This window comes from Streptomyces canus (genome assembly GCF_030816965.1).
GTDB classification, from domain to species: domain Bacteria; phylum Actinomycetota; class Actinomycetes; order Streptomycetales; family Streptomycetaceae; genus Streptomyces; species Streptomyces canus_E.
Genome location: NZ_JAUSYQ010000002.1, coordinates 677,665 through 699,204, shown reverse-complemented (window position 1 = coordinate 699,204; position 21,540 = coordinate 677,665). Strand labels below are relative to the sequence as shown.

Annotated in this window: 24 protein-coding genes; 15 read left to right on the top strand and 9 right to left on the bottom strand. The window is 71.1% G+C overall.

Translation table 11 applies throughout. The features are described 5' to 3' along the window. Nucleotides 1-95: 95 nt before the first annotated feature. The gene (locus tag QF027_RS04185; RefSeq protein ID WP_307072701.1) at nt 96-359 is read right to left on the bottom strand and encodes a GlsB/YeaQ/YmgE family stress response membrane protein; all 264 of its coding nucleotides are present in this window, start codon (nt 357-359) and stop codon (nt 96-98) included. Between the two features lie 232 nt (nt 360-591). Between QF027_RS04185 and QF027_RS04180 the strand changes: the two genes are divergently transcribed. Next, entirely contained in the window at nt 592-2,028 is a 1,437-nt protein-coding gene (locus tag QF027_RS04180; RefSeq protein WP_307072700.1) for a hydrolase, read from the top strand. Here the strand turns inward: QF027_RS04180 and QF027_RS04175 are convergent. Both QF027_RS04175 and QF027_RS04170 read right to left on the bottom strand, forming a co-directional pair. After that, on the bottom strand, nt 2,021-2,566 hold the full coding sequence (locus QF027_RS04175) for a hypothetical protein (RefSeq protein WP_307072698.1): 546 nt from the start codon (nt 2,564-2,566) through the stop codon (nt 2,021-2,023). The two genes, QF027_RS04180 and QF027_RS04175, sit on opposite strands and share 8 nt — an antisense overlap. A 43-nt stretch (nt 2,567-2,609) precedes the next feature. Next, nucleotides 2,610-3,161: a GNAT family N-acetyltransferase gene (locus QF027_RS04170; RefSeq protein ID WP_306985940.1), complete on the bottom strand. Its 552-nt coding sequence runs from the start codon at nt 3,159-3,161 to the stop codon at nt 2,610-2,612. 29 nt (nt 3,162-3,190) lie between these two features. On the opposite strand from QF027_RS04170, the gene QF027_RS04165 reads away from it, so the two are divergent. Continuing rightward, entirely contained in the window at nt 3,191-3,928 is a 738-nt protein-coding gene (locus tag QF027_RS04165) for a phosphotransferase (protein ID WP_307072696.1), read from the top strand. A 68-nt stretch (nt 3,929-3,996) separates the two neighbouring features. Here the strand turns inward: QF027_RS04165 and QF027_RS04160 are convergent, their stop codons facing one another. From QF027_RS04160 to QF027_RS04150, 3 genes are all read right to left on the bottom strand, one after another. Further along, the gene (locus tag QF027_RS04160; protein WP_306985944.1) at nt 3,997-4,437 is read right to left on the bottom strand and encodes an SPW repeat protein; all 441 of its coding nucleotides are present in this window, start codon (nt 4,435-4,437) and stop codon (nt 3,997-3,999) included. A gap of 169 nt (nt 4,438-4,606) precedes the next feature. Further along, nucleotides 4,607-5,980, bottom strand: coding sequence for a cryptochrome/photolyase family protein (locus QF027_RS04155; RefSeq protein WP_307072694.1), 1,374 nt, complete (start codon nt 5,978-5,980; stop codon nt 4,607-4,609). Between the two features lie 36 nt (nt 5,981-6,016). After that, entirely contained in the window at nt 6,017-7,543 is a 1,527-nt protein-coding gene (locus tag QF027_RS04150) for an SDR family oxidoreductase (protein WP_306985946.1), read from the bottom strand. A 218-nt stretch (nt 7,544-7,761) separates the two neighbouring features. Here QF027_RS04150 and QF027_RS04145 point away from each other — a divergent pair, with 218 nt between their 5' ends. Then, nucleotides 7,762-7,950 carry a hypothetical protein gene (locus QF027_RS04145; RefSeq protein WP_059208846.1) on the top strand — a complete coding sequence of 63 codons (189 nt, stop codon included), beginning with the start codon at nt 7,762-7,764 and terminating at the stop codon, nt 7,948-7,950. A 26-nt stretch (nt 7,951-7,976) separates the two neighbouring features. Here QF027_RS04145 and QF027_RS04140 read toward each other — a convergent pair whose 3' ends face one another. Next, nucleotides 7,977-8,897 (bottom strand): LysR family transcriptional regulator, encoded by a 921-nt coding sequence (locus QF027_RS04140; protein ID WP_307072692.1) that lies wholly within the window; start codon nt 8,895-8,897, stop codon nt 7,977-7,979. 138 nt (nt 8,898-9,035) lie between these two features. Here QF027_RS04140 and QF027_RS49505 point away from each other — a divergent pair, with 138 nt between their 5' ends. The 7 genes from QF027_RS49505 (at nt 9,036) to QF027_RS04110 (ending at nt 15,455) form a co-directional block, all read left to right on the top strand. Next, nucleotides 9,036-9,119, top strand: a complete 84-nt coding sequence (locus QF027_RS49505; protein ID WP_350760414.1) for a putative leader peptide — start codon at nt 9,036-9,038, stop codon at nt 9,117-9,119. A gap of 121 nt (nt 9,120-9,240) precedes the next feature. Further along, nucleotides 9,241-10,341, top strand: a complete 1,101-nt coding sequence (gene sfnG, locus QF027_RS04135; protein ID WP_307072690.1) for a dimethylsulfone monooxygenase SfnG — start codon at nt 9,241-9,243, stop codon at nt 10,339-10,341. Between the two features lie 29 nt (nt 10,342-10,370). Then, nucleotides 10,371-11,588, top strand: a complete 1,218-nt coding sequence (locus QF027_RS04130) for an acyl-CoA dehydrogenase family protein (RefSeq protein ID WP_307072688.1) — start codon at nt 10,371-10,373, stop codon at nt 11,586-11,588. Between the two features lie 63 nt (nt 11,589-11,651). Next, nucleotides 11,652-12,206 (top strand): NADPH-dependent FMN reductase, encoded by a 555-nt coding sequence (gene ssuE / locus QF027_RS04125; RefSeq protein ID WP_307072686.1) that lies wholly within the window; start codon nt 11,652-11,654, stop codon nt 12,204-12,206. Nucleotides 12,207-12,211: 5 nt separating this feature from the next. After that, nucleotides 12,212-13,396 (top strand): SfnB family sulfur acquisition oxidoreductase, encoded by a 1,185-nt coding sequence (locus tag QF027_RS04120; RefSeq protein ID WP_307072683.1) that lies wholly within the window; start codon nt 12,212-12,214, stop codon nt 13,394-13,396. A 31-nt stretch (nt 13,397-13,427) separates the two neighbouring features. Continuing rightward, the gene (locus QF027_RS04115; RefSeq protein WP_306985959.1) at nt 13,428-14,573 is read left to right on the top strand and encodes an LLM class flavin-dependent oxidoreductase; all 1,146 of its coding nucleotides are present in this window, start codon (nt 13,428-13,430) and stop codon (nt 14,571-14,573) included. A gap of 57 nt (nt 14,574-14,630) precedes the next feature. Continuing rightward, nucleotides 14,631-15,455, top strand: a complete 825-nt coding sequence (locus QF027_RS04110) for an alpha/beta fold hydrolase (RefSeq protein WP_307072681.1) — start codon at nt 14,631-14,633, stop codon at nt 15,453-15,455. On the opposite strand, the gene QF027_RS04105 is transcribed toward QF027_RS04110, so the two are convergent. Beyond that, entirely contained in the window at nt 15,452-16,501 is a 1,050-nt protein-coding gene (locus QF027_RS04105; protein WP_307072680.1) for an acyl-CoA dehydrogenase family protein, read from the bottom strand. The two genes, QF027_RS04110 and QF027_RS04105, sit on opposite strands and share 4 nt — an antisense overlap. Before the next feature lie 95 nt (nt 16,502-16,596). Between QF027_RS04105 and QF027_RS04100 the strand changes: the two genes are divergently transcribed. The 3 genes from QF027_RS04100 (at nt 16,597) to QF027_RS04090 (ending at nt 19,561) form a co-directional block, all read left to right on the top strand. Beyond that, nucleotides 16,597-16,953 (top strand): YciI family protein, encoded by a 357-nt coding sequence (locus tag QF027_RS04100; RefSeq protein WP_069758532.1) that lies wholly within the window; start codon nt 16,597-16,599, stop codon nt 16,951-16,953. Then, nucleotides 16,953-18,143, top strand: coding sequence for an RNA polymerase sigma factor (locus QF027_RS04095; protein ID WP_307072677.1), 1,191 nt, complete (start codon nt 16,953-16,955; stop codon nt 18,141-18,143). The genes QF027_RS04100 and QF027_RS04095 overlap by 1 nt, the downstream gene beginning before the upstream one ends. A gap of 95 nt (nt 18,144-18,238) precedes the next feature. Continuing rightward, the gene (locus QF027_RS04090) at nt 18,239-19,561 is read left to right on the top strand and encodes an aldehyde dehydrogenase family protein (protein ID WP_307072676.1); all 1,323 of its coding nucleotides are present in this window, start codon (nt 18,239-18,241) and stop codon (nt 19,559-19,561) included. A gap of 180 nt (nt 19,562-19,741) precedes the next feature. Here QF027_RS04090 and QF027_RS04085 read toward each other — a convergent pair whose 3' ends face one another. Further along, on the bottom strand, nt 19,742-20,320 hold the full coding sequence (locus tag QF027_RS04085; protein WP_307072674.1) for a TetR/AcrR family transcriptional regulator: 579 nt from the start codon (nt 20,318-20,320) through the stop codon (nt 19,742-19,744). 91 nt (nt 20,321-20,411) lie between these two features. Here QF027_RS04085 and QF027_RS04080 point away from each other — a divergent pair, with 91 nt between their 5' ends. Then, complete coding sequence (locus QF027_RS04080; RefSeq protein ID WP_307072672.1) at nt 20,412-20,858, top strand: DUF1772 domain-containing protein; 447 nt, start codon at nt 20,412-20,414, stop codon at nt 20,856-20,858. Nucleotides 20,859-20,979: 121 nt separating this feature from the next. Continuing rightward, the gene (locus QF027_RS04075; protein ID WP_307072670.1) at nt 20,980-21,405 is read left to right on the top strand and encodes a DUF4267 domain-containing protein; all 426 of its coding nucleotides are present in this window, start codon (nt 20,980-20,982) and stop codon (nt 21,403-21,405) included. Nucleotides 21,406-21,540: the final 135 nt, after the last annotated feature.

Below are 21,540 nucleotides of genomic sequence, written 5' to 3'. Positions count from 1 at the left end.
CCGCACTCAGGGCATCCACGCCCGGCGGCGCGCCGGAGACTCCGGCGCGCCGCGTTCTCGCGCGTGCTCGTGTCGTGCCTTGTGCCGTACGACCGTCAGCGGCGCGCCTTCGACCGGTCCAGCGCCGCCACGCCGAGCGCGGCGAGGCCGATCTGGATGAGCCACTCGACCCAGTCGATGCCCTTGGTGTCGGCCACGTCGAAGGCTCCGGCGATCGCCGAGCCGATCAGCGCGGCCGCGATGCCGACCAGAATGGTCCACAGGATCCCGATGCGCTGGCGGCCCGGAACCACGAGCCGGCCCAGGACACCGATGACTATGCCGATCACGATGGCACTGATGATGCCGTCGACTTCCATCTCCGCCCCTTTTCCGATGAGCCCCGATGTAGTCCGGATGCCCGCTGGGGGCGGCGTCAGTCCGGCTCCGTCCCAACGGTCGGTCAATACCCGGTCAATCCTGGTCGGGTGGACCTGGGCTGTTCTGTTCAGCCTTCTTAGTGTCATGTACCGTTCAAATTGGTCGTATATCTATGCGCGTAGTTCCCCTCCCCGCATCACCCTTCCCCAACTCCTCACGGAGGTATGCCGGATGCTCGGACTTACCGTTCCCCGCCACAGACTCGGCGCGGTCCTCGCCGGATTCAGCCTTGTCGCCGCAGGTGTCGCCGTGCAGGTCACCGCCACCCCCGCCGCCGCTGCCACCCCGCACCGGATCCTTTTCGACAACGCCCACGCCGAGACCGCCGGCAACGCAGACTGGATCATCTCCACCAGCCAGCCCGACCCCACCGGGCAGGGCTCCTCGCCCTCGAAGGAGACCGACTGGACCGGCGCCCTCTCCTCCTGGGGCGTCGCCCTCCAGAAGACCGGCGACTACAGCCTCAAGACCTCGACGAGCGCCCTCACTTACGGCGGCTCCACGGCCACCGACCTGTCGAACTTCGACACCCTGGTCCTGCCCGAGCCCAACACGCTCTTCACCACCGCCGAGAAGACCGCGATCATGACCTTCGTGAAGAACGGCGGCGGCCTCTTCATGATCTCCGACCACACTGGCGCCGACCGCAACAACGACGGCGAGGACGCGCTCGAGATCCTCAACGACCTGATGACCAACAACAGCGTCGACTCCACCGACCCGTTCGGCTTCTCCATCGACTCCCTGAGCATCAGCTCCGACTACCCGTCGGCCATCAGCGACAGCAGCAACCCCGTCCTGCACGGCTCCTTCGGCACCGTCACCAAGAGCCTGATCGCCAGCGGCACCACGGCCACCCTCAAGCCCGCCGACAACTCCGCCGTCAAGGGCCTGCTCTACCGCACCGGTTACTCCGGCAACACCGGCGCCTTCTTCGCCACCAGCACCTTCGGCAGCGGCAAGGTCGCCTTCTGGGGCGACAGCTCACCCATCGACGACGGCACCGGCCAGTCCGGCAACACCCTCTACGACGGCTGGAACGACACCGGCGCCACCAACGCCGCCCTCGCCCTCAACGCCACGGAATGGCTGGCCGGCGGCAGCGGCAGCGGCGATGGCGGCGGCGGTTCCACCTGCACGTCCGCCCAGCTCCTCGGCAACAACGGCTTCGAGTCCGGCAGCAGCACGTGGAACACCACCAGCGGCGTGATCACCAACTCCGGCGACGAGTCCGCCCGCACCGGCTCCTACTACGCCTGGCTCGCCGGCTACGGCTCCGCGCACACCGACACCCTGTCCCAGTCGGTGACCGTTCCCACCGCGTGCACCACGGCCACGCTCAGTTTCTACCTGCACGTCGACACCGCCGAGACCAGCACCAGCACCGCCTACGACACCCTCAAGGTGCAGGTCCTGAACAGCTCGGGCACGGTACTGAGCACTCTGGCCACGTACTCGAACCTCAACGCGGCCTCCGGCTACACCCAGCGCAGCTTCAGCCTGGCGGGCTACGCCGGCCAGACCGTCACCCTCAAGTTCACCGGCACGGAGGGCTCCACCCTCCAGACGTCGTTCGTCATCGACGACACGGCACTGAACGTCAGCTGACCCACGCCGGGACCCACCCGGTCGCGGCCGTCACCTCGGCCGCGATGTCGATCACCGTGCGCCCGTCGGTCACCACGCGCAGCGTGCCGGCGGGCGCACGCACGTCCAGCATCCGGGCCTTGCGGGCGCTGCCCCGCAGCTCCTGCTCCAGCTCGGAGCCGAGCTCCCGCCCGGCCAGCCGCCGCTCGGTCGTCTCGTCGCTCGCGGTGAGCAGGACCCGTACGATCCGGACGCCGTCGCCCATCGCCCGCCGGAACACGCCCGTCGACTCCTCCAGCACGCTCACGGTGTTGGTGTAGACGAGACGCCGGTAGCCGAGTTCGGCGTAGTTCCCCCACACGGCGGTCAGGTTGCGCTCACCGATGGCGGCCCGGTGCGGATCGCCCTCGGGCGCCGGATGCACCTGCCCCATGAAGTCACCGTCGATCACGGCATGGGCGACCCGAGCGGCCCGCAACCGCGCCGAGACCTCCCAGCCCACGGTCGCCTTGCCGACTCCGGCGCGTCCTCCGAGGAGCAGAACCTCCGCGTGATCCATACGGTGAGAGTGGCACGCCAAGTCCCCGCAGGACCACGGAGTTTCAGGCACGCAGGTGCCAGGTGCGCAGGACGACCTCCCGGCCGCGCGACACCCTCCTGACCGGCGGCTCGTCCGTGAGCTCGAACGCACAGGACCGGGCGACCGCCTCGCTCGCCGCGTTGGCGGCGTCGATGCACAGGACCACCCGGCGGGGCAGGATCTCCCGGACCGCGTACTCGGCCGCGAGGCGCACCGCCCGCCCGGCGAGCCCCTGGCCCCGGTGGGCGGGCCCGATGCCGTAGGCGAGCTCCAGGTCACGCCCGTCCGAACCGCTGCGGAACAGCAACACCTCCCCGAGGGGAAGCAGCCCGTCCGTGGTGACGGCCAACTGGATCTTCCGTCCCTCGGCCTGCCCCTCCCGCGCGCCGGCGAGATAGGCGCGGGCCGCGTCCAGGTCGAACGGCGAGGCCACCGGCGTCCAGCGGGCCATCTCCGGGTCGTCGTAGAGCGCGACCAGGTCGGCGAGGTCCGCGTCCGCCCACGCGCGCAGCAGGACGCCGTAGCCTTCGAGACGTGCGGGCGGGACGAGGGTGAAGGTCTTGTTCGTGTCCATGGGTCGATCCTGCCCCGGGAGGCGGTCGGATGGAGGAGTCGGTGCTCGGCGGCGGCGCGGTCAACGCGGTCGTCCGGGTCGGAGAGACCGTGCGGCGCACACCGTCGCAACGGTCGGCGTTCGTACGGGAGTTGCTCGCGCTGTTCGAGAGTGCCCGCTGGCGGGGCGCGCCCCGGTTCCTCGGCGTCGACGAACACGGCCGGGAGACGTTCGGCTACCTCGAGGGGAGGGCCGCGGTGACCTCGTCCGAGCGTGTCGCCGCCCGTGACGACGAAGCCCTCGTGGAGGTCGTCCGACTCGTCCGGGCCTTCCACGACCTGACCCACGGGACGCCGCTCGCCGGCGATCGGGACGTCGTCTGCCACAACGACCTCGCGCCGAAGAACACCGTGTACGCCGTGACGGACGGCGTATGGCGCCCTTCGGCGTTCATCGACTGGGACCTGGCCGCTCCGGGCGCCCGGATCCACGACGTCGCCCACGTGTGCTGGCAGTACCTCGACCTGGGGCCGGCTGTCACCGACGTGTCGGAGGCCGCTCGCCGGATTCGGCTGGTCTGCGACGCCTACGGCCTCGACGGGCGGGACCGGCTGCTGGACACGGTGCTGTGGTGGCAGGACCGGTGCCGGCGAGGGATCGAGGCCGGGGCGCGGCGTGGCGAGCCGGCCATGGTCGGGCTGCGGGACCAGGGGGCCGTGGACGAGGTACGGGCCGCGTGGGAGTGGGTCGCCGCTCACCGGCGTGAGCTGGGCTCCCTCCTGGGGTGACGGCGTGCGGAGGGAGGGCCGGCCCACCGAGCGTGGACCGGCCCCCCTTCTTCTGGGTCGAGGATCCTCTACGGCTTGGGGGCGCTCTTCGCCGCCGTGACGGTGCACATCATCCCCAGGATCACCGCGAGGGCGCCGATGATGATGTTGTTCAGCGCCACACCGGCGTCGGGGCTGTCGCCGACGACCCAGGGGGCGATGATCATCCAGATGCCGACCGCGCAGAAGGCCCAGCTGAGGCCGTACATGCGCTCAGGGGTCTGGGTGAACCCGAGAGCCAGCAGACCGATCGCTATGCCCACGATGAGGTTGTGGGTCACGAGGGCGGGCTGGCTCGTCGTGTAGTGGAGTATCCAGGGGGATACGGCGCAGTACAGACCGAGCAGGAACACCGGTCCGTCCACGAGCGCCACATCACGACCGCCGAGCATGCGGGCGTAGCGTTCCCGCATTTCCGGAGCGTCGGGGTGGCTGGTGATGTCACCTCTGGTGTGCGAGACGTTGGCCATGACTCGTCTCCTTTGACTCACTGGCCTGACCGCGTCTGGTGCGGTGTGCGGTAAGCGCCGCCTGTGTACATTCTGCGCTTATTTTCCCTTTATGTGTAGAGGAGGCAGGGCTCGTCTCCCGGAGAGCGCCATGCCACGGCCGAGCGGTACCCCCGGTTCCCGGATGGCCTCAGTCACGGCCACGGGCCCGCTTGAAGCGGGCGAGCCCCTCGGGCAGCTCCACGATCGGATCCGGATAGTCGAGCGCCGCGCGGTCCAGGCCCCGCAGCTTCCACGGCTCGTGCACCAGGGGCCCCCGCAGCGCGGCCAGTTCGGGCACCCAGCGGCGGACGTAGCTGCCGTCGGGGTCGTACCGCTTGGCCTGGGTGACGGGGTTCAGGACGCGGTGGGGCCGGGTGTCGGTGCCGGTACCCGCCATCCACTGCCAGTTGAGCTGGTTGTTGGCAAGGTCGCCGTCGACCAGCAGATCCAGGAAGTGCCGGGCACCGACGCGCCAGTCCACGTACAGCGTCTTGGTCAGGAAGCTCGCCGTCAGCAGACGGCACCGGTTGTGCATCCACCCCTCGTGGCGCAGCTGGCGCATCGCCGCGTCGATGACCGGGTAGCCGGTGCGGCCCTCCTTCCACGCCCCGATGTCCTCGGCGGCGTCCCGCTCGGAGCGCCAACGGTCGTGCCGGGTGCGGTAGTCGGCGGTGGCCGCGGCAGGGCGGGCCGCGAGCACCTGCCGGTTGAAGTCGCGCCAGGCGAGCTGCCGTACGAAGGCCTCGGCGCCCGGACCACCTGCCCGGCGCGCCCGGTGGACGAGTTCGACGGGGGAGAGGGTGCCGAAGTGAAGGTGCGGGGAGAGCCGGGAGGTCGCGTCGCCGGCCAGGTCGTCGTGGCGGTCCTCGTACGCGGTCACGCCCGCCCGCAACCAGGTGGTGAGCCGCTCGCGGCCCTCCGTCTCACCGCCGTCGGCGAGTCCTTCCGAGAGTCCGGACACGTCGGCACGGGACGGCAGGAGCTCGGACCCGACGCCGGCCGGGACCCGCACGGTCCGCGGGGCGGGGAGCGGGTCCCGCAGCCGCTCCTGGGACCAGCGCCGGAAGTAGGGAGTGAAGACGGCGAAATGGTCCGAGGCGGCCGGGACCACCGCGCCGGGGGCGACGGCCGTGATCACCGTGTCGTGGACGTGCAGCCGTAGGCCCTCCGCCTCCAGGGCCCGGCGCAGCCGCTCCTCCCGCCGGTGGGCGTGGGCGCTGACGTCGGACGCCATGTGCACCTCGTCGGCGTCCGCCTCGGCGGCGACCTTGCACACTTCCTCGACGAGGCTGCCGTGGCGCACGACAAGCCGGCCGCCCCGCTCGCGCAGACCGGCGTCGAGGTCGCGCAGACAGTCGGCCAGGAACGCCAGCCGGTTGGGGGCGGCGAATCCGGCGGCGTCCACGGCCTGGTCCCGCACGAACAGCGGGACGACCTGCTCGGTGCCGTTGAGCGCGGCTCTGAGCGGCGGGTGGTCGTGCAGCCGCAGGTCGCAGGTGAACAGGACGACCGAGATGCTCATGGTGCGTGCTCCGGGAGGCAGGGAGGAGCCGGGAGGTCAGCGGGCAGGGGTGTGCTCCGGACCGCGGACCGCCGAACCCGCCGCGGCCCGGGCGATGTTGCGGGCCATGCCGCCGAAGACGATCGCGTGGAAGGGGGAGACGCTCCACCAGTAGGCCTGGCCGAGCAGACCATGAGGATGGAACAGGGCGCGCTGCCGGTAACGGGTGCGGCCGTCCCCGTCCGTGACCGCGCACATCTCCAGCCAGGCCAGTCCCGGCAGCCGCATCTCGGCCCGCAACCGCAGCAGCCTGCCGGGCTCGATCGCCTCGACCCGCCAGAAGTCCAGCGAGTCACCGACCCGCAGCCGGGCCGCGTCCCGGCGCCCCCGGCGCAGCCCGACCCCGCCCATCAGCCGGTCCAGCCACCCCCGAACCACCCAGGCGAGCGGGAAGGAGTACCAGCCGTTCTCGCCGCCGATGCCCTCGATGACCCGCCACAGCGCCTCCGGCGAGGCGTCGACCCGGAGCTCCCGGTGGTCGCTGTAGAGACTTCCGCCCGCCCAGTCGGGGTCGGTGGGCAGCGGATCGCTGGGGGCGCCCGGCACCGAGGCCGAGGACCATCGTGTCGTGACCCGCGCTTCCCGCACCCGTTGCAGAGCCAGTCGTACGGCCTCGTCGAAGCCGATCGGACGACCGGGCGGGCCGGAGAGATGGCGGTCGATGTCGTGCTCGTGGCAGACCACCTCGTGCCGCAGCGACTCGGTGAGCGGCCGGGCGATCGAGGCGGGCACCGGTGTCACCAGGCCCACCCAGTGGCTGGAGAGCCCGGGGGTGAGCACCGGCACCGGCAGGATGATCCGGCGCGGCAGTCCGGCGACCGCCGCGTACCTGAGCATCATCTGCCGGTACGTCAGCACCTCAGGTCCGCCGATGTCGAAGGCACGGTTGACGTCCGACGGCATGCGGGCGCTGCCGACGAGGGCCCGGAGTACGTCGCGGACCGCCACGGGCTGGATGCGGGTGTGCACCCAGCGCGGGGTGACCATCACGGGAAGGCGTTCGGTCAGGTACCGCAACATCTCGAAGGACGCGGAACCCGAGCCGATGACGACGGCCGCCCGCAGGACCGTGGTCGGGACCCCGGAATCGAGCAGGATGCGGGCCACCTCGGCACGGGAGCGCAGGTGCGGGGAGAGCTCGTGCTCGGGCACGCCCGCCGGGATGAGCCCGCTGAGGTGCACGATCCGCCGCACGCCCGCGATCCGGGCCTGCTCGGCGAAGATCAGCGCCGCCCTGCGGTCGGTCTCCTCGAAGTCCTTGCCGGAGCTCATCGAGTGCACCAGGTAGTACGCCACATCCACCCCGGCCAGACCGCGGGCGACGGACGCGGCGTCGGTCACGTCACCGGCCACCACCTCGGCACGGTCGGCCCAGGGATGGTCGCGCAGCCGGTCGGGGGAGCGGGCAAGGCAGCGCACCCGGTGTCCCGCCGACAGGAGTTCGGGGACGAGACGGCCGCCGATGTACCCCGTGGCGCCGGTCACCAGGCAGCGCAGTCCCTCTCGCGTGTCGTCGTGCTCCATCGGCCCTCGGTCCTTCGTCCAGGCCCCCCTGCTGATCACTTCCGTGCCGTGGCTCGCCTCGGATGCGGTGCCTCGTGAACTCGTCGGCGGGCCGGCCGCGGGCTCGGTTCCTGCCTACGGCCGGCACCCGTGGACGAAAACGCGGGCTCGGGAACATGATCGCGCCCATCGCGGGAAGCCGCACTCGTACGAGACAGGACGGTTCGAGTCGTACATCGATGCTGGAGGTGTTCGCCGCTATGGGCGCGAAGGTGTTGGAGCGGTTTCCTGCGGGAGCTCCTCGCGGATCGTGGCCGGCGGAAGAGTACGCGGCGGAGCGACGGGCCAAGGGTGAGCCCGCGACCGTCGTGATGGATCTGAAGTCGGACGCGTTCCTCGTGGTCGTCCCGGGGCGGGACGAGGACTGAACGACCGCGCTCCTCCTGGGAGCGGCTCAGCCGGGCGGGGTGAGCGTCCCGCCCAGGTGCCGGGCCCGGCGGACGAACACCTCGTGCAGGTCCCGGGCCGCCCGCGGCACGGACTCGGCCCTGCGGCGCTGAAGCATCAGCAGCACCCGGGTCGTGTCGCCCTCGATCGGCCGGTGGGTGATCGTGCCCTGCCGCTCCAGCGGATCCCCGACCACGCTGAAGTCGGGCAGCACGGTCACCCCCAGCCCCTCGGCCACCATCAGCTTGCCCATCTCGGCACCGTCGGTGGAGTACGCGAAGGACGAGCCGGGGTGGCCCAGCAGCCGGTGGACGAAACGGTGCATGACATAGCCGGTGCGCATCGCGATCAACGGCTGGGTGAGCAGGTCGTCCACCGACACACCGGGCCGCGCGGCCAGCGGACTGTCCGGGCGCAGGCACACCACCGGCCGCCCCCGCAGCAGCTGCGTGGACTCGAATCCCGCGGGCGTGTCGTCGCCGTCGAGGTGATTGACCAGACCGAGGTCGAAACCGCCCTCGGACAGGGCCCGGTGGATCTCCGTCTGCTGTGCGCCGACCACCTCGACCTGGGTGACCGGATGAGCGGCCCGGAAGTCCTCGACCGCCGGAATGAGCAGCGGCACGGTCGCCGCGTTCACCGTGCCGACCCGGACCATACGGCTGATGCGGTGCTGCTCGCCCGCCGCCGCCCGCAGCCGGTCCACCGCCTCCAGCACGCCGACGATGTGCGGCAGCAGCTCCCGGCCCTCCGCGCTCATCGTCGCCCCGGACCGCTTGCGCTCCAGCAGGTCGACCCCGAGCTCCCGCTCCAGGTTCCGCACAGTCTCGCTCAACGCGGGCTGCGACAGGCGCAGTTCGTCCGCCGCCCGGCGCAGTGAGCCGAGCCGGGTCACCGCGGCGATGTATTCCAACTGTTCCGTCCGCATGCCCCGCAGAATGCGGGTCATTTCCCGCCCGGTTCAAGGGTTTCCCTGTCACACGTTCGTGAAATTCAATGGTCCGCGATACGAGACCGGTCGGGTTTTCCTTGACGCCTCTCGCCACCGGCTGTCACGATCGACGACATGAAGATGCGACTGGACCTCACGCGGCGACGCCATGTCGACCTCGCGCGCGTCTCCAGTGCCTCCTGTTGCGCCGCGGCCTGATCAACCTCCTGTGATCCGCCGCGCTTTCCCTCTTTCTGAGGCTTTCCCCGCCTGAATTCCCTGTGCCCGCGCACCTCTTGAATTCGGCGTGCCCGAAAACATTCCGCAACAGGAGTCATGCATGCCTGCCGCGCCCGTGAAATTCGCCTACTGGGTCCCCAACGTCAGTGGGGGACTGGTCACCAGCAAGATCGAGCAGCGCACCGACTGGGGCTACGACTACAACCGCGAACTCGCCGTCCTCGCCGAGAACAACGGCTTCGACTACGCCCTCAGCCAGGTCCGCTACATGGCCAGCTACGGCGCCGAGTTTCAGCACGAGTCGACCAGCTTCAGCCTCGCTCTGCTGCTCGCCACCCAGCGCCTGAAGGTCATCGCCGCCGTCCACCCCGGTCTGTGGCACCCGGGCGTCCTCGCCAAGCTCGGCGCGACGGCCGACCACCTCTCCAAGGGCCGCTTCGCCGTGAACGTCGTATCGGGCTGGTTCAAGGGCGAGTTCACCGCCCTCGGTGAGCCCTGGCTGGAGCACGACGAGCGCTACCGCCGCTCCGAGGAGTTCATCACCGCCCTGCGCAAGATCTGGACGGAGGACCACGCCGAACTCGCCGGTGACTTCTACCGGTTGCGGGACTTCTCCCTCAAGCCCAAGCCCCTCAACACCGAGGACCGGCCGCACCCGGAGATCTTCCAGGGCGGCAACTCCAGCGCCGCCCGCGCCATGGCCGGCCGGGTGTCCGACTGGTACTTCTCCAACGGCAAGGACTTCGACGGAGTCGTCGAGCAGATCACCGACGTCCGCAAGTCCGCCGCCGAAGTCGGGCGCAGGGCACCGAAGTTCGGCCTCAACGGCTTCCTCATCGCCCGGGACACCGAGGCCGAGGCCCGCGAGACGCTGAGGGAGATCGTCGCCAAGGCCGACACGGAGGCCGTCGAGGGATTCGGTGCGGCCGTGAAGCAGGCCGGACAGTCCACCGGCGACAAGAAGGGCATGTGGCAGGACTCCACCTTCGAGGACCTCGTCCAGTACAACGACGGCTTCCGCACCGGCCTCATCGGCACGCCGGAGCAGATCGCCGAACGGATCGTCGCCTACAAGAAGCTCGGCGTGGACCTCCTCCTCCTCGGCTTCCTGCACTACCACGAGGAGGTCGAGTACTTCGGCAAGCGAGTGCTGCCGCTCGTGCGGGAGCTGGAGGGCCAGCTCCCGGACTCCGACGCCTGATCCCCCCACCTGCGAAAGAGGTCATCCGCATGAGCACCGTCACGCCCACCGACTGGCAGACCCGCCCCGCCCCCGAGACCACCCAGGACTGGATCGCCCGCGCCGCCGAGGTCGCCGCCGTCCTCGCCACCGACGCCGCCGAACGCGACCATGTGGGCGCCACCCCGTACGCCGAGGTCCAGCTCCTGAAGGACGCCGGTCTCGTCACCCTGCTCGGCCCCACCGAACACGGCGGTGGCGGCCAGGACTGGCCCACCGCCTACCGGGTCGTCCGCGAGGTCGCCAAGGCCGACGGCTCCATCGGCCAGCTCCTCGGCTACCACTACCTGTGGTTCTGGGCCGCCCGCCTGGTCGGCACCCGCGAGCAGTGGGAGCATGTCGAGGCCGAGGCGTCCCGCAACCGCTGGTTCTTCGGTGGCGCGGTCAACCCGCGCGACAAGGACGTCGTGGTGACCGAGGACGGCGACGACCTCGTCTACACCGGCCGCAAGTCCTTCTCCACCGGCAGCAAGGTCTCCGACGTCACCGTCCTGGAAGGCGTCCTGGAGGGCACCGACCAGCACATCTTCGCGATCGTGCCCTCCGACTCGGAAGGCCTGACCTTCCACGACGACTGGGACAACATCGGTCAGCGCCTCACCGAGAGCGGCGGCGTCACCCTCGACGGAGTGCGCACCCCATGGGCGAACGCGGCCGGCTATGCCGACAAGGTGTTCCAGCCGCGCGTCTACAACACCCTCAACGTCCCCACCATCCAGCTGGTCTTCGTCAACTTCTACCTGGGCATCGCGGGTGGTGCCCTGGAGACGGCCGCCACCTACACCCGCGAGAAGTCCCGCTCCTGGCTGCACGGCGGCTACGAGCGCGCGGTCGACGAGCCGTATGTCATCGACATCTACGGTGACCTCACCGCCAAGCTCTGGGCGGCCGAGGCCCTCGCCGACGCCGTCGCCGCCGAGGGACAGAAGCTCCACGACGACCCCGACGCGGTCACCGAGCAGACGCGAGGGGACTTCGAGGTCCGGGTGGCCGCGGTCAAGGCCCGCGCCACCGACGTGGCCCTGGAGATCTCCCACCGGATCTTCGAGGTGACGGGCGCCCGCTCCACGGCCACCTCGGAGGGCCTGGACCGCTTCTGGCGCAACGTCCGCACCCACACCCTCCACGACCCGGTCGCGTACAAGCGGCGCGAGGTCGGCCGCTGGGTCCTCGAAGGCGAGCTGCCCGAGCCCACCTGGTACTCCTGACCGCTTCCCCAGGGGCGCCCCCTCCTGAACCGGGGGCGCCCCTCCTCCCCGAAAGAGGACCGCATGGCCACCGTCCTGTCCGTCTCCGGCAGTCCCTCCGCCTCCTCCCGCACCAACCGGCTGCTGCGCCACCTCGACCGGCGCCTGACCGCGCAGGGCCACGAGGTGATCCCGCTCGACGTCCGCACCGTCCCCGCCGAGGCCCTGCTCGGCGCCGACTTCAAGCACCCGGCGATCGTCGAGGTGACCGAGCTCTTCGAGCGCGCCGACGGGATCGTCGTAGGCACTCCCGTCTACAAGGCCTCGTACTCCGGTGTCCTCAAGGCCCTGCTCGACCTGCTCCCGCAGTACGCCCTCCTCGGCAAGACCGTGCTGCCTCTGGCCACCGGCGGCTCCACCGCCCACGTCCTGGCCATCGACTACGCGCTCCGCCCGGTCCTCAGCTCCATGGGCGCGGCCCACATCGTGCAGGGCTGGTTCACCCTCGACAAGGACATCGCCGTGCAGGAGGACGGCTCGCTGACCGTCGCACCGGCCGCGACCGAGGCGCTCACGCAGGTCGTCGACCAGTTCTCGACCGCGCTGGGACGGCGGCCGGTGCTCGCGGCGGCGAGCTGATCCCCATGACCGCCCATGTGATCGCCGACGACGCGGAGGCCCTCGCGGTCGCCGCGTCACTTGCCGCGGAGTTCCGCGCGGGCGCCTCCACCAGGGACGCCGAACGCAGGCTGCCGCGCGAGGAGTTGGACCGGCTCTCCGCCTCCGGGCTGCTCGCCGTCACCGTCCCCGCAGAGCACGGGGGAGCGGACGTGAGCTCCTCCACCCTCGCCGAGATCTTCCGGCTGCTCGCCTCCGCCGACGGAAGCCTTTCCCAGATCCCGCAGAGCCACTTCGCCTACGTCAATGTGATCCGCCGTCAGGGCACCGAGGAACAGCGGAAGTTCTTCTTCGCCGAGCTGCTCGCCGGCCGCCGCTTCGGCAACGCCCAGTCCGAGGCCGGAACCAAGCACGTCCAGGACATCCGTACCCGCCTGCACCCCGGGCCGGCCGGCTCGTACGTCCTCGACGGCGTGAAGCATTACTCCACCGGTGCCCTGTTCGCCGACTGGATCCCCGTGCTGGCCCGCGCCGAGGACGACAAACTGCACGTCGCCTACGTCCCCAGCAACGCTCCCGGCCTCACGGTGATCGACGACTGGGACGGACTCGGCCAGCGTACGACGGCCAGCGGCACCGTCCGCCTCGAAGGCGTCGAGGTCCCGGCCGACCGGGTCCTGCCCCACCACCTCACCTTCGAGGGCCCTCAACTCCACGGAGCCGTCGCCCAGTTGCTGCACGCCGCCATCGACGCCGGGATCGCCGGGGGAGCGCTTGCGGAGGCAGTGGAGTTCGTCCGGACGAAGAGCCGTCCGTGGTTCGAGAGCGGTGTCGAGACCGCCGCCGAGGACCCCCTGCTGATCCAGCGCTTCGGCGAACTGGCCATCCAGGTGCGGGCGTCCGAGGCCCTGCTCCGGGAAGCCGCCCGTGCCGTGGAAGCAGCCCGGGCCGATCTCACCGACGACTCGGCGGCCGAGGCGTCCATCGCCGTGGCCGCGGCCAAGGTGTCGGCGGCGCAGGCCGCGGTCGAGGTCGCGAGCGCCCTGTTCGAGGTGTCCGGCACCCGCTCGGCACTCAACTCCCTGAATCTGCACCGGCATTGGCGCGACGCCCGCACCCACACCCTGCACGACCCGAGCCGCTGGAAGATCCAGCACATCGGAAGGTACGTGCTCAACGGCACCCGGCCACCCCGCCACGGCCTCCTCTGACGAACTGCGGACCTTCCAGATCGGAGCCCCCATGTCCCTCACCTTCCACTGGTTCCTGCCCACCAACGGCGACAGCCGCCATGTCGTGGGCGGCGGTCACGGCACGCCCGCCACCGTCTCCGGACGGGACCGTCCGCCGACGGTCGCCTACCTGAGCCAGATCGCCCGCGCGGCCGAGGACCTGGGCTTCGTGGGGGCGCTCACGCCCACCGGCGCCTGGTGCGAGGACGCGTGGCTGACCACCGCCATGGTCAGCCAGAACACCGAGCGCCTGAAGTTCCTGGTCGCCTTCCGGCCCGGCTTCGTCTCACCCACCCTCGCCGCGCAGATGGCGTCCACCTTCCAGCGGCAGACCGGCGGTCGGCTGCTGCTCAACGTGGTCACCGGCGGTGAGAGCCACGAACAGCGGGCCTACGGGGACTTCCTCGACAAGGACGCCCGCTACCGCCGTACCGGGGAATTCCTGGACGTCGTACGGGGGTTGTGGGAGGGCAAGACCGTCGACCTGCACGGCGAGCACCTCCACGTCGAGGACGCGAAGCTGGCGCGTGTGCCCGACCCGGTGCCCGAGGTGTACTTCGGCGGGTCCTCGCCCATCGCCGGGGAGGTCGCCGCCAAGTACGTCGACGTGTACCTCACCTGGGGCGAGCCGCCTGCACAGGTCGCCGAGAAGATCGCCTGGATCCGTGGGCTCGCGGCCAAGGAGGGCCGCACCCTGCGCTTCGGAATCCGCCTGCACGTCATCACGCGCGACACCTCCGAGCAGGCCTGGGCCGAGGCGAACCGCCTCCTGGAGGGTTTCGACCCCGAGACCGTCAGGTCGGTGCAGGCCGGGCTCGCCCGCAGCGAGTCCGAGGGGCAGCAGCGCATGCTCGCCCTGCACGGCGGCGGCGCCCGCGACGGCCTGGAGATCCACCCCAACCTGTGGGCCGGCATCGGCCTGGTGCGCGGCGGCGCGGGCACCGCGCTGGTCGGCAGCCACGACGAGGTCGCGGAGCGGATCAAGGAGTACCACGCCCTCGGCATCGACGAGTTCGTGCTCTCCGGCTACCCGCATCTGGAGGAGGCCTACTGGTTCGGTGAGGGAGTCCTGCCCCGCCTGGCCGCACAGGGGCTGTGGCAGCACCCGGCCGGCGATCGGGTCGCGCCCTCGGCGCAGGTGCCGTTCGCGAGCTAGGCCGTCACCACATACGCTCACGGGCTCGACCTGCGAAACCGTCGAGAGGAACAGCCCGTGAGCGACTGGCCGTTGACCAGGACCTTCCGCAGCAGCTCCGGTGAGGTCCGCTGGGACAGCCTCGGAGACGTGGGCCGGGACCCGGTCGTCCTCCTCCACGGCACGCCCTTCTCCTCCTATGTCTGGCGTGCCGTCGCCCGCGCCCTCGCCCGCCGCCACCACGTGTTCGTGTGGGACATGCCCGGCTACGGGGCCTCGGAGATGTTCGCCGGCCAGGATGTCTCCCTGGCGGCCCAGGGCCGGGTCTTCACCGAGCTCCTGGCGCACTGGGATCTCGACCGACCCCGGGTCGTGGCCCACGACTTCGGCGGTGCCGTGTCCCTGCGGGCCCATCTGCTGCACGGCGCCCGCTACCGCTCGCTCGCCCTGGTCGACCCGGTCGCGCTGGCCCCTTGGGGGTCGCCGTTCTTCCGGCTCGTCGGCAAGCACTCCGACGTCTTCGACCAACTGCCGCCCGCCCTGCACCGGGCCCTCGTCCGCGAGTACGTCAGCTCCGCCAGCCGCCCCGGCCTGCACCCCGCCGTCCTCGACCGCCTCGTCGAGCCCTGGCTCGGCGACCCGGGCCAGGCGGCCTTCTACCGCCAGATCGCCCAGGCCGACCAGCGCTACACCGACGAAGTGCAGGACCGGTACGGCGAGATCGCGGTCCCGACCCTGGTGTGCTGGGGCGAGGACGACACCTGGATCCCCGTCGACAAGGGGCGCGAACTCGTCGCGCGCATCCCGGGCGCACGCCTCGAAACGGTCCCGGGCGCCGGTCACCTCGTCCAGGAGGACGCCCCCGCACACCTCACGGCCGCCCTCGTCGACTTCCTGGCCTAGAGCTGCGCCAGTGCGTCCAGATGCGCGCGGCGCACCTCGGTGGTCTGTCCCTGCACAAGCAGGAACATCCCCTCGCGGAACAGCCGTTGGGCCGTACCGTCCAGGCCCATGGCGCGGCCGCCCCCGGCCACGACGGCCGCGGTCGTGGCGGCGCGCATCAGGTCGTACGACCGTGTCTTGAGCGCCAGTCGTTCGGCGACGCGCTCATACGGGACGGGGTGGTCGGCCAGGGCGTACACCTGCCCGCGCACGTCGTCGAGGCGGCCACGGAGGGCACCCGCGGTCCCGGACTCCCCGGCCTCCTCCAGTACCCGGAGCGCCGCGTACGCCACCCCGAAGACGGCGGGGGAGGCGTTGGTGTTGCGGGGCCGGTCCACCAGCGCGAACTTCTCCTGCGGAGTGTGCAGCACCACCGCGTCCTCGGGCAGCCACAGGCCGTCCAGCTCCAGGGAGACCGTCCGGGCCGCGGTGAGCGCCGCGAGCCGCATCGGCTCCGACGCCCGCAGTCCCGGCTGCTGTCGTGCCTCGGTGAACGCGAACACCACCTCGTCCGCCTCGCTCACCCCGGCCAGCAGCATCACGTCGTTCAGACCCCAGCCGGTGAACCACGGCACCGTCCCGTCGAAGCGCCAGCCGCCCCGCTCGGCCGTCGCCCGCACCGGCACCCGCGGAAACGCGCGGACGTGCGCGAACGCGATCCCGGCCAGCAGCTCGCCGGTCGCCAGCGGCCCGAGCAGCCGCTCCCGCACCGGCAGGGCGGACTGCGCGAGCATCCGCACCGGCGAGTGGTGCTGGGTCTGCACGAACCACGTGGAGCAGCAGGCCCCGGCGAGGATCTCCTGGATCTCCCGCGCCACCGCGTCCGGGGCGCCCGCACCGCCGTACTCCTTCGGTGCGCTCACCCCTAGCAGGCCCGAGCGCCTGATCGCGTCGAGGTGGCTCGCGGGCACGTCCGCCTGGTCGACCCCTGCCGCGTGCGGGGCGAGGAGGCCGGCCGCGAGGGCGTGGGCGGTGGCGAGGAGCGGGTGCGGTGCGGCGTTGGTCATGGACAAGATTCTCCCGATCCCGTCGCGCGCGGTGTCGATCCGGGGGTGTGCCGTTCGTGTAGAGGGGTGAGAGACACTCACAGGAGGAGAGCGACATGCAGTACTACCTGCTGAACGTCATGCAGCCCGGATGGGACGAGCTGCCCGCCCCCGAGGTTCTGGCCGAGATCGGCAAGCGGCTCGACGCCTTCCACCAGGAGCTGCGCGAGGCCGGAGCCTGGGTCTTCGCCGGGGGACTGCACAGCCCCGACTCCTCGACCGTGCTGCGGCCCCGTGACGGCGACGTGCTGATCACCGACGGGCCGTACGCCGAGGGCAAGGAACAGCTCGGCGGCCTCTGCATCGTGAAGGCGCCCGACCTGGACGCGGCCCTGGAGTGGGGGCGCAAGGCGGCTCTGGCCACCACCCTGCCCATCGAGGTGCGCCCCTTCCAGCACGAGTCCGAGGACTGATGACCCTGGACATCGAGGGCGTCTTCCGCGAGGAGTACGGCCGCGCGGTCGCGGTCCTGGTGCGCTTCCTCGGCGACATCGACGTCGCCGAGGAAGCGGTCCAGGACGCCTTCACCACGGCTGTGCGGCGCTGGCCGGAGACCGGTGTGCCGCCGAGCCCGGCCGGCTGGATCATCACCACCGCCCGTCACCGTGCGATCGACCGGCTGCGCCGTGAGTCCTCCAGGCAGGCCCGCCACGCCGAGGCCGCCCTGCTGCACGCCCCCGACGCACCGCCCGAGGAGGGCCCCGTGCGCGACGAACGGCTCCGCCTCATCTTCACCTGCTGCCACCCGGCCCTCGCGCCCCAGGCACAGGTCGCCCTCACCCTGCGCCTGCTCGGCGGCCTCACCACCGCCCGTATCGCCCGCGCCTTCCTCGTCCCCGAGCCGACCATGGCCCAGCGCCTGGTCCGCGCCAAAGCCAAGATCCGCGATGCCCGCATCCCCTACCGCGTCCCCCGCGACGCCGACCTCCCCGACCGGCTCGAGGGAGTGCTCGCCGTCGTCTACCTGATCTTCAACGAGGGGTACGGCGGTACGGCGGACCTGTGCGCGGAGGCCGTACGCCTGGGCCGTCTGCTGGCCGAGCTGATGCCGGACGAACCCGAGGTCACCGGTCTCCTCGCACTGATGCTGCTCGTCGAGTCCCGCCGTGCCGCCCGCACCGATGACAACGGTGAACTCGTGCCGCTCTCGGAGCAGGACCCCGGCCGCTGGGACCGCGCGCTCATCTCGGAGGGTCAGTCACTCGTACGGCGGTGTCTGCGCCGGAACCAGCCGGGGCCGTACCAGATCCAGGCCGCCATCCAGGCCGTGCACAGCGATGCGCCCACCGACTGGGGGCAGGTCCGCCGGCTGTACGACCAGCTGATGGCCGTGGCTCCCAGTCCTGTCGTGGCCCTGAACCGGGCGGTCGCTGTGGCCGAGACCGACGGACCCGCGCAGGCCCTCGCCCTGGTGGACGCGCTGGATCTCGACGGCTACCACGTCCTCCACGCCGTCCGGGCCGACCTGCTGCGCCGGCTCGGACGCGATCCGGAGGCCGCGGACGCGTACGCGAAGGCCGCTGAACTCACCGAGAATCCGGCGGAGCGCACCTATCTCGAACACCGCCGCCACTCGCTTTCCCCTGGTCACGGAAAGTCCTGACGCGGCCCGGAATTTACCCGGACGCGAAAAGGTTGCAATATACATCTGACCGTCGAGACCAGGCCGCAAGGCCGGCCCACCCCAGCGAGGCATCCGTGAACCACCCCGCCCCCGAGCAGCCCGCCGACGTCGTGGCCCGACTGCGCGCCACCTTCCGCAGCGGCCGCACCAAGCCCGTCGAATGGCGTACGACCCAGCTGCGCCGCCTGCGCGAGATGCTCACGGAGAACGGCACGGAGCTGGCCGCCGCCCTCCACGCAGACCTGGGCAAGAGCTCCACCGAGGCCTTCCGCACCGAGATCGACTTCACGGTCCGCGAGATCGACCACACCCTGGACCACCTCGCCGACTGGCTGCGGCCCGAGTCCGCCCCGGTCCCGGCGCACCTCGGCGCCGACGCGAGCGCCCGGACGCAGTACGACCCGCTCGGCGTCGTCCTCGTCATCGCCCCCTGGAACTACCCGGCCCAGCTGCTGCTCGCCCCGGTGGTCGGCGCCCTCGCCGCGGGCAACGCGGTGGTCGCCAAGCCGAGCGAGCTGGCCCCGGCCACCTCCGCGGCCCTGGCCCGGCTGCTGCACGCCCACCTGGACACGGACGCGGTGGCCGTCGTCGAGGGCGGCATTCCGGAGACCACGGCCCTGCTGGCCGAGCGCTTCGACCACATCTTCTACACCGGCAACGGCGCGGTCGGCCGTATCGTCCTGCGCGCCGCCGCCGAGCACCTGACCCCGGTCACCCTCGAACTGGGCGGAAAGTCCCCGGCGTTCGTCGACCGCGACGCCGATCTCACCGTCGTCGCCGACCGCCTCGCCCGCGGCAAGTTCCTCAACGCCGGACAGACCTGCGTCGCCCCCGACTACGTCCTGACCGACCCGGAGACGGCGGCCGCCCTGGAGCCGCTGCTGGCCGGCGCCGTGGAAACGCTGTACGGCAGCGACCCCGCCGGCTCCGGCGAGTACGGGCGCATCATCAACGAACGGCACTTCGACCGCCTCACCGGCCTGCTCGACTCGGGCCGCGCGGTCGTCGGTGGCGCGAGCGACCGTACGAGCAAGTACATCGCGCCCACCGTCCTCGCCGACGTGGACCCCAAGTCCCCGGTGATGCAGGAGGAGATCTTCGGCCCGATCCTGCCGATCGTCACCGTCCCAGGCCTCGACGAGGCGATCGACTTCATCAACGACCGGGACAAGCCGCTCGCCCTGTACGTCTTCACCGAATCCGACACGACACGGCGCCGCATCGCCGACGAGACCTCCTCCGGCGGCCTCGGCTACGGCCTGCCCCTCGCCCATCTCACCGTCTCCGACCTGCCGTTCGGCGGGGTGGGGGAAAGCGGCATGGGCAACTACCACGGCCGCTACTCCATCGAGACCTTCAGTCACCGCAAGGCGATTCTCGAGAAGCCCCTCGGCTAGAGCGCGCATCGGGTCGTGATCAATGAGCTCGCGGTCTCCGGGCGGGTGCCCCGTCCGGGGTGCGGGGCCCGGCGATCTGCGGCTGCGCCGTGTGGACCTGAATGACCGGAAGCGTTGCCGCAAGGCAGGCAGCGGCCGGGGTTCTCGGGCCCCGGCCGAAGGGCCCGCCGGGGCGGTGAGTCAGATCATGGCGAGCCGGTCCACCAGGAGCTCCACTCTCGGCTCGGCGTCCTCGGGCAGCAGGCGGCCCGCGCGGGTCAGGGTCGCGAGGCCGTGCAGGGCCGCCCAGAACACCTCGGTGAACAGCCCCGGGGGGACGCCGTCGCCTGCGACCTCGCCGAGAGTCTCCAGCAGGGCGGCGAAGGCGTCCTTCAGGGGCTCGGGGGTGTCCTCCTGCGCGTACGCCAGGCCGCCGTCGAGCTGGAACAAGGCGTCATAGACCGCGGGGTTGCGTGCGGCGAAGTCGAGGTAGGCGCGGGCCAGGGCGACGACCTTGGCGCGGGGGCGGTCCGCGGCGGAGGTCGCGGCCCGCACCGCCGAGGCCAGTTCGGCGGCCCCCTGAAGGGCGACGGCGCCGATGATCTCGCGCTTGCCTCGGAAGTGGCTGTAGAGGACGGGCTGACTGTATTCGATGCGCTCGGCGAGCCGGCGGGTGGTGACTGCGTCCCAGCCCTGCTGCTCGGCGAGTTCGCGGGCTGTCGCCACGATGAGGCGCTCGCGCTCCGCCCGTTCACGCTGCTTGCGTTCCTGTACCGACATGAATCGATCCTAGCACCGCTAGACAATCGAGCGGCAGTAGTACTAGCGTTGCCTCATCGGCTAGCAATGCTAGTTCAACGGAGGGATCGTCATGCTCAACGCACTCGGGGTCGTCACCACCGTCGTCGTCGGCCTGATGGTGGGGGTCGAGTTCTCCGTCGCCTTCATCATGAACCGGATCCTGGACGCGCTTCCCGAGGACAGCGGTCAGCTCGGCCACGCCCACGGCGGCCGGATGCTCGGCGCCCTGATGCCGTTCTGGTACATCGGCTCGCTCGTCCTCAGCGCGATCTGGGCCGCCGCCGGATGGCACCACCACGGCGCCGGACTCGTCGTCACCGCCGCCGGACTGCTGATCGTCAGCGTGGTCATGTCGATGCTGCTGCTGGTCCCGATCAACAACCGGAACAAGACCTGGACCCCCGAGAACCGGCCCGCCGACTGGAAGGAGCAGCTGCACCGCTGGGAGCGCTACCACTACGTCCGTGTCGCCGTCATCATCGCCGCCTTCGTCCTGCTCACCTCCGCCCTCGTCTGATACCACCGCTGCTCCGGCATGCGCTGGTCCGCCCCGCGGGTCGACGTCATGCCGATGGACGGACAATCCCCACCTCTCAGGGGCGGCTGACCATCGAAATCCCGACGCAAGGGGAAGAACCGTGTTGCTGAAGAAGATCAATACCGTACTGACCGCCGCCTTCATCCTCTTCATCCTCTGGTTCGGTACGGAGTTCATCCTGAGCCCGGAGGCGGCGGTGCCGGGCTTCGGCCTGCCGAGTGGGCCGTCCGGCGACGGCGACGGCTTCCTGATCGTCAAGGGAATCCGCGACGTCGTCCTGGCCCTGGTCCTGTGCATCCTGCTGGTGACGGGCCACCGCCGGGCGCTGGGCTGGGTGCTGCTCGTGGAGGCCCTCGCCGCGTACGGCGACATGACCACGGTGCTGGCCCACCACGGCTCCGTGGCCACCGCGCTCGCCGTCCACGGCCTGACCGCGACACTGATGGTGGTCAACGGCCTGCTGATGATGCGCGAGACCCGCAAGGTCGCGGCCGTTCCGGTCGCACCCGCCCCGCAGCCTGCTTGAGGCGCGGATCGGGTCGTGATCCCGCAGCCGCTCGCGCACCCGGACGACGCGCACTGATCTGCGCGATCACGGCCGGCTGCGGCAGTCCTAGGGGCGGTGGACGTCAAGGAAGGTTCAGAAGGCTGTGGTCCGCCG

Coding starts and splice junctions, on each gene's coding strand:
- QF027_RS04105 (WP_307072680.1), bottom strand. CDS start 16,501: ATGACCAACGCCGCACCGCACCCGCTCCTCGCCACCGCCCACGCCCTC.
- ssuE (WP_307072686.1), top strand. CDS start 11,652: ATGGCCACCGTCCTGTCCGTCTCCGGCAGTCCCTCCGCCTCCTCCCGC.
- QF027_RS04145 (WP_059208846.1), top strand. CDS start 7,762: ATGCTGGAGGTGTTCGCCGCTATGGGCGCGAAGGTGTTGGAGCGGTTT.
- QF027_RS04165 (WP_307072696.1), top strand. CDS start 3,191: ATGGAGGAGTCGGTGCTCGGCGGCGGCGCGGTCAACGCGGTCGTCCGG.
- QF027_RS04155 (WP_307072694.1), bottom strand. CDS start 5,980: ATGAGCATCTCGGTCGTCCTGTTCACCTGCGACCTGCGGCTGCACGAC.
- QF027_RS04160 (WP_306985944.1), bottom strand. CDS start 4,437: ATGGCCAACGTCTCGCACACCAGAGGTGACATCACCAGCCACCCCGAC.
- QF027_RS04080 (WP_307072672.1), top strand. CDS start 20,412: ATGCTCAACGCACTCGGGGTCGTCACCACCGTCGTCGTCGGCCTGATG.
- QF027_RS04115 (WP_306985959.1), top strand. CDS start 13,428: ATGTCCCTCACCTTCCACTGGTTCCTGCCCACCAACGGCGACAGCCGC.
- QF027_RS49505 (WP_350760414.1), top strand. CDS start 9,036: ATGAAGATGCGACTGGACCTCACGCGGCGACGCCATGTCGACCTCGCG.
- QF027_RS04130 (WP_307072688.1), top strand. CDS start 10,371: ATGAGCACCGTCACGCCCACCGACTGGCAGACCCGCCCCGCCCCCGAG.
- QF027_RS04175 (WP_307072698.1), bottom strand. CDS start 2,566: ATGGATCACGCGGAGGTTCTGCTCCTCGGAGGACGCGCCGGAGTCGGC.
- sfnG (WP_307072690.1), top strand. CDS start 9,241: ATGCCTGCCGCGCCCGTGAAATTCGCCTACTGGGTCCCCAACGTCAGT.
- QF027_RS04120 (WP_307072683.1), top strand. CDS start 12,212: ATGACCGCCCATGTGATCGCCGACGACGCGGAGGCCCTCGCGGTCGCC.
- QF027_RS04100 (WP_069758532.1), top strand. CDS start 16,597: ATGCAGTACTACCTGCTGAACGTCATGCAGCCCGGATGGGACGAGCTG.
- QF027_RS04180 (WP_307072700.1), top strand. CDS start 592: ATGCTCGGACTTACCGTTCCCCGCCACAGACTCGGCGCGGTCCTCGCC.
- QF027_RS04150 (WP_306985946.1), bottom strand. CDS start 7,543: ATGGAGCACGACGACACGCGAGAGGGACTGCGCTGCCTGGTGACCGGC.
- QF027_RS04095 (WP_307072677.1), top strand. CDS start 16,953: ATGACCCTGGACATCGAGGGCGTCTTCCGCGAGGAGTACGGCCGCGCG.
- QF027_RS04185 (WP_307072701.1), bottom strand. CDS start 359: ATGGAAGTCGACGGCATCATCAGTGCCATCGTGATCGGCATAGTCATC.
- QF027_RS04085 (WP_307072674.1), bottom strand. CDS start 20,320: ATGTCGGTACAGGAACGCAAGCAGCGTGAACGGGCGGAGCGCGAGCGC.
- QF027_RS04170 (WP_306985940.1), bottom strand. CDS start 3,161: ATGGACACGAACAAGACCTTCACCCTCGTCCCGCCCGCACGTCTCGAA.
- QF027_RS04140 (WP_307072692.1), bottom strand. CDS start 8,897: ATGCGGACGGAACAGTTGGAATACATCGCCGCGGTGACCCGGCTCGGC.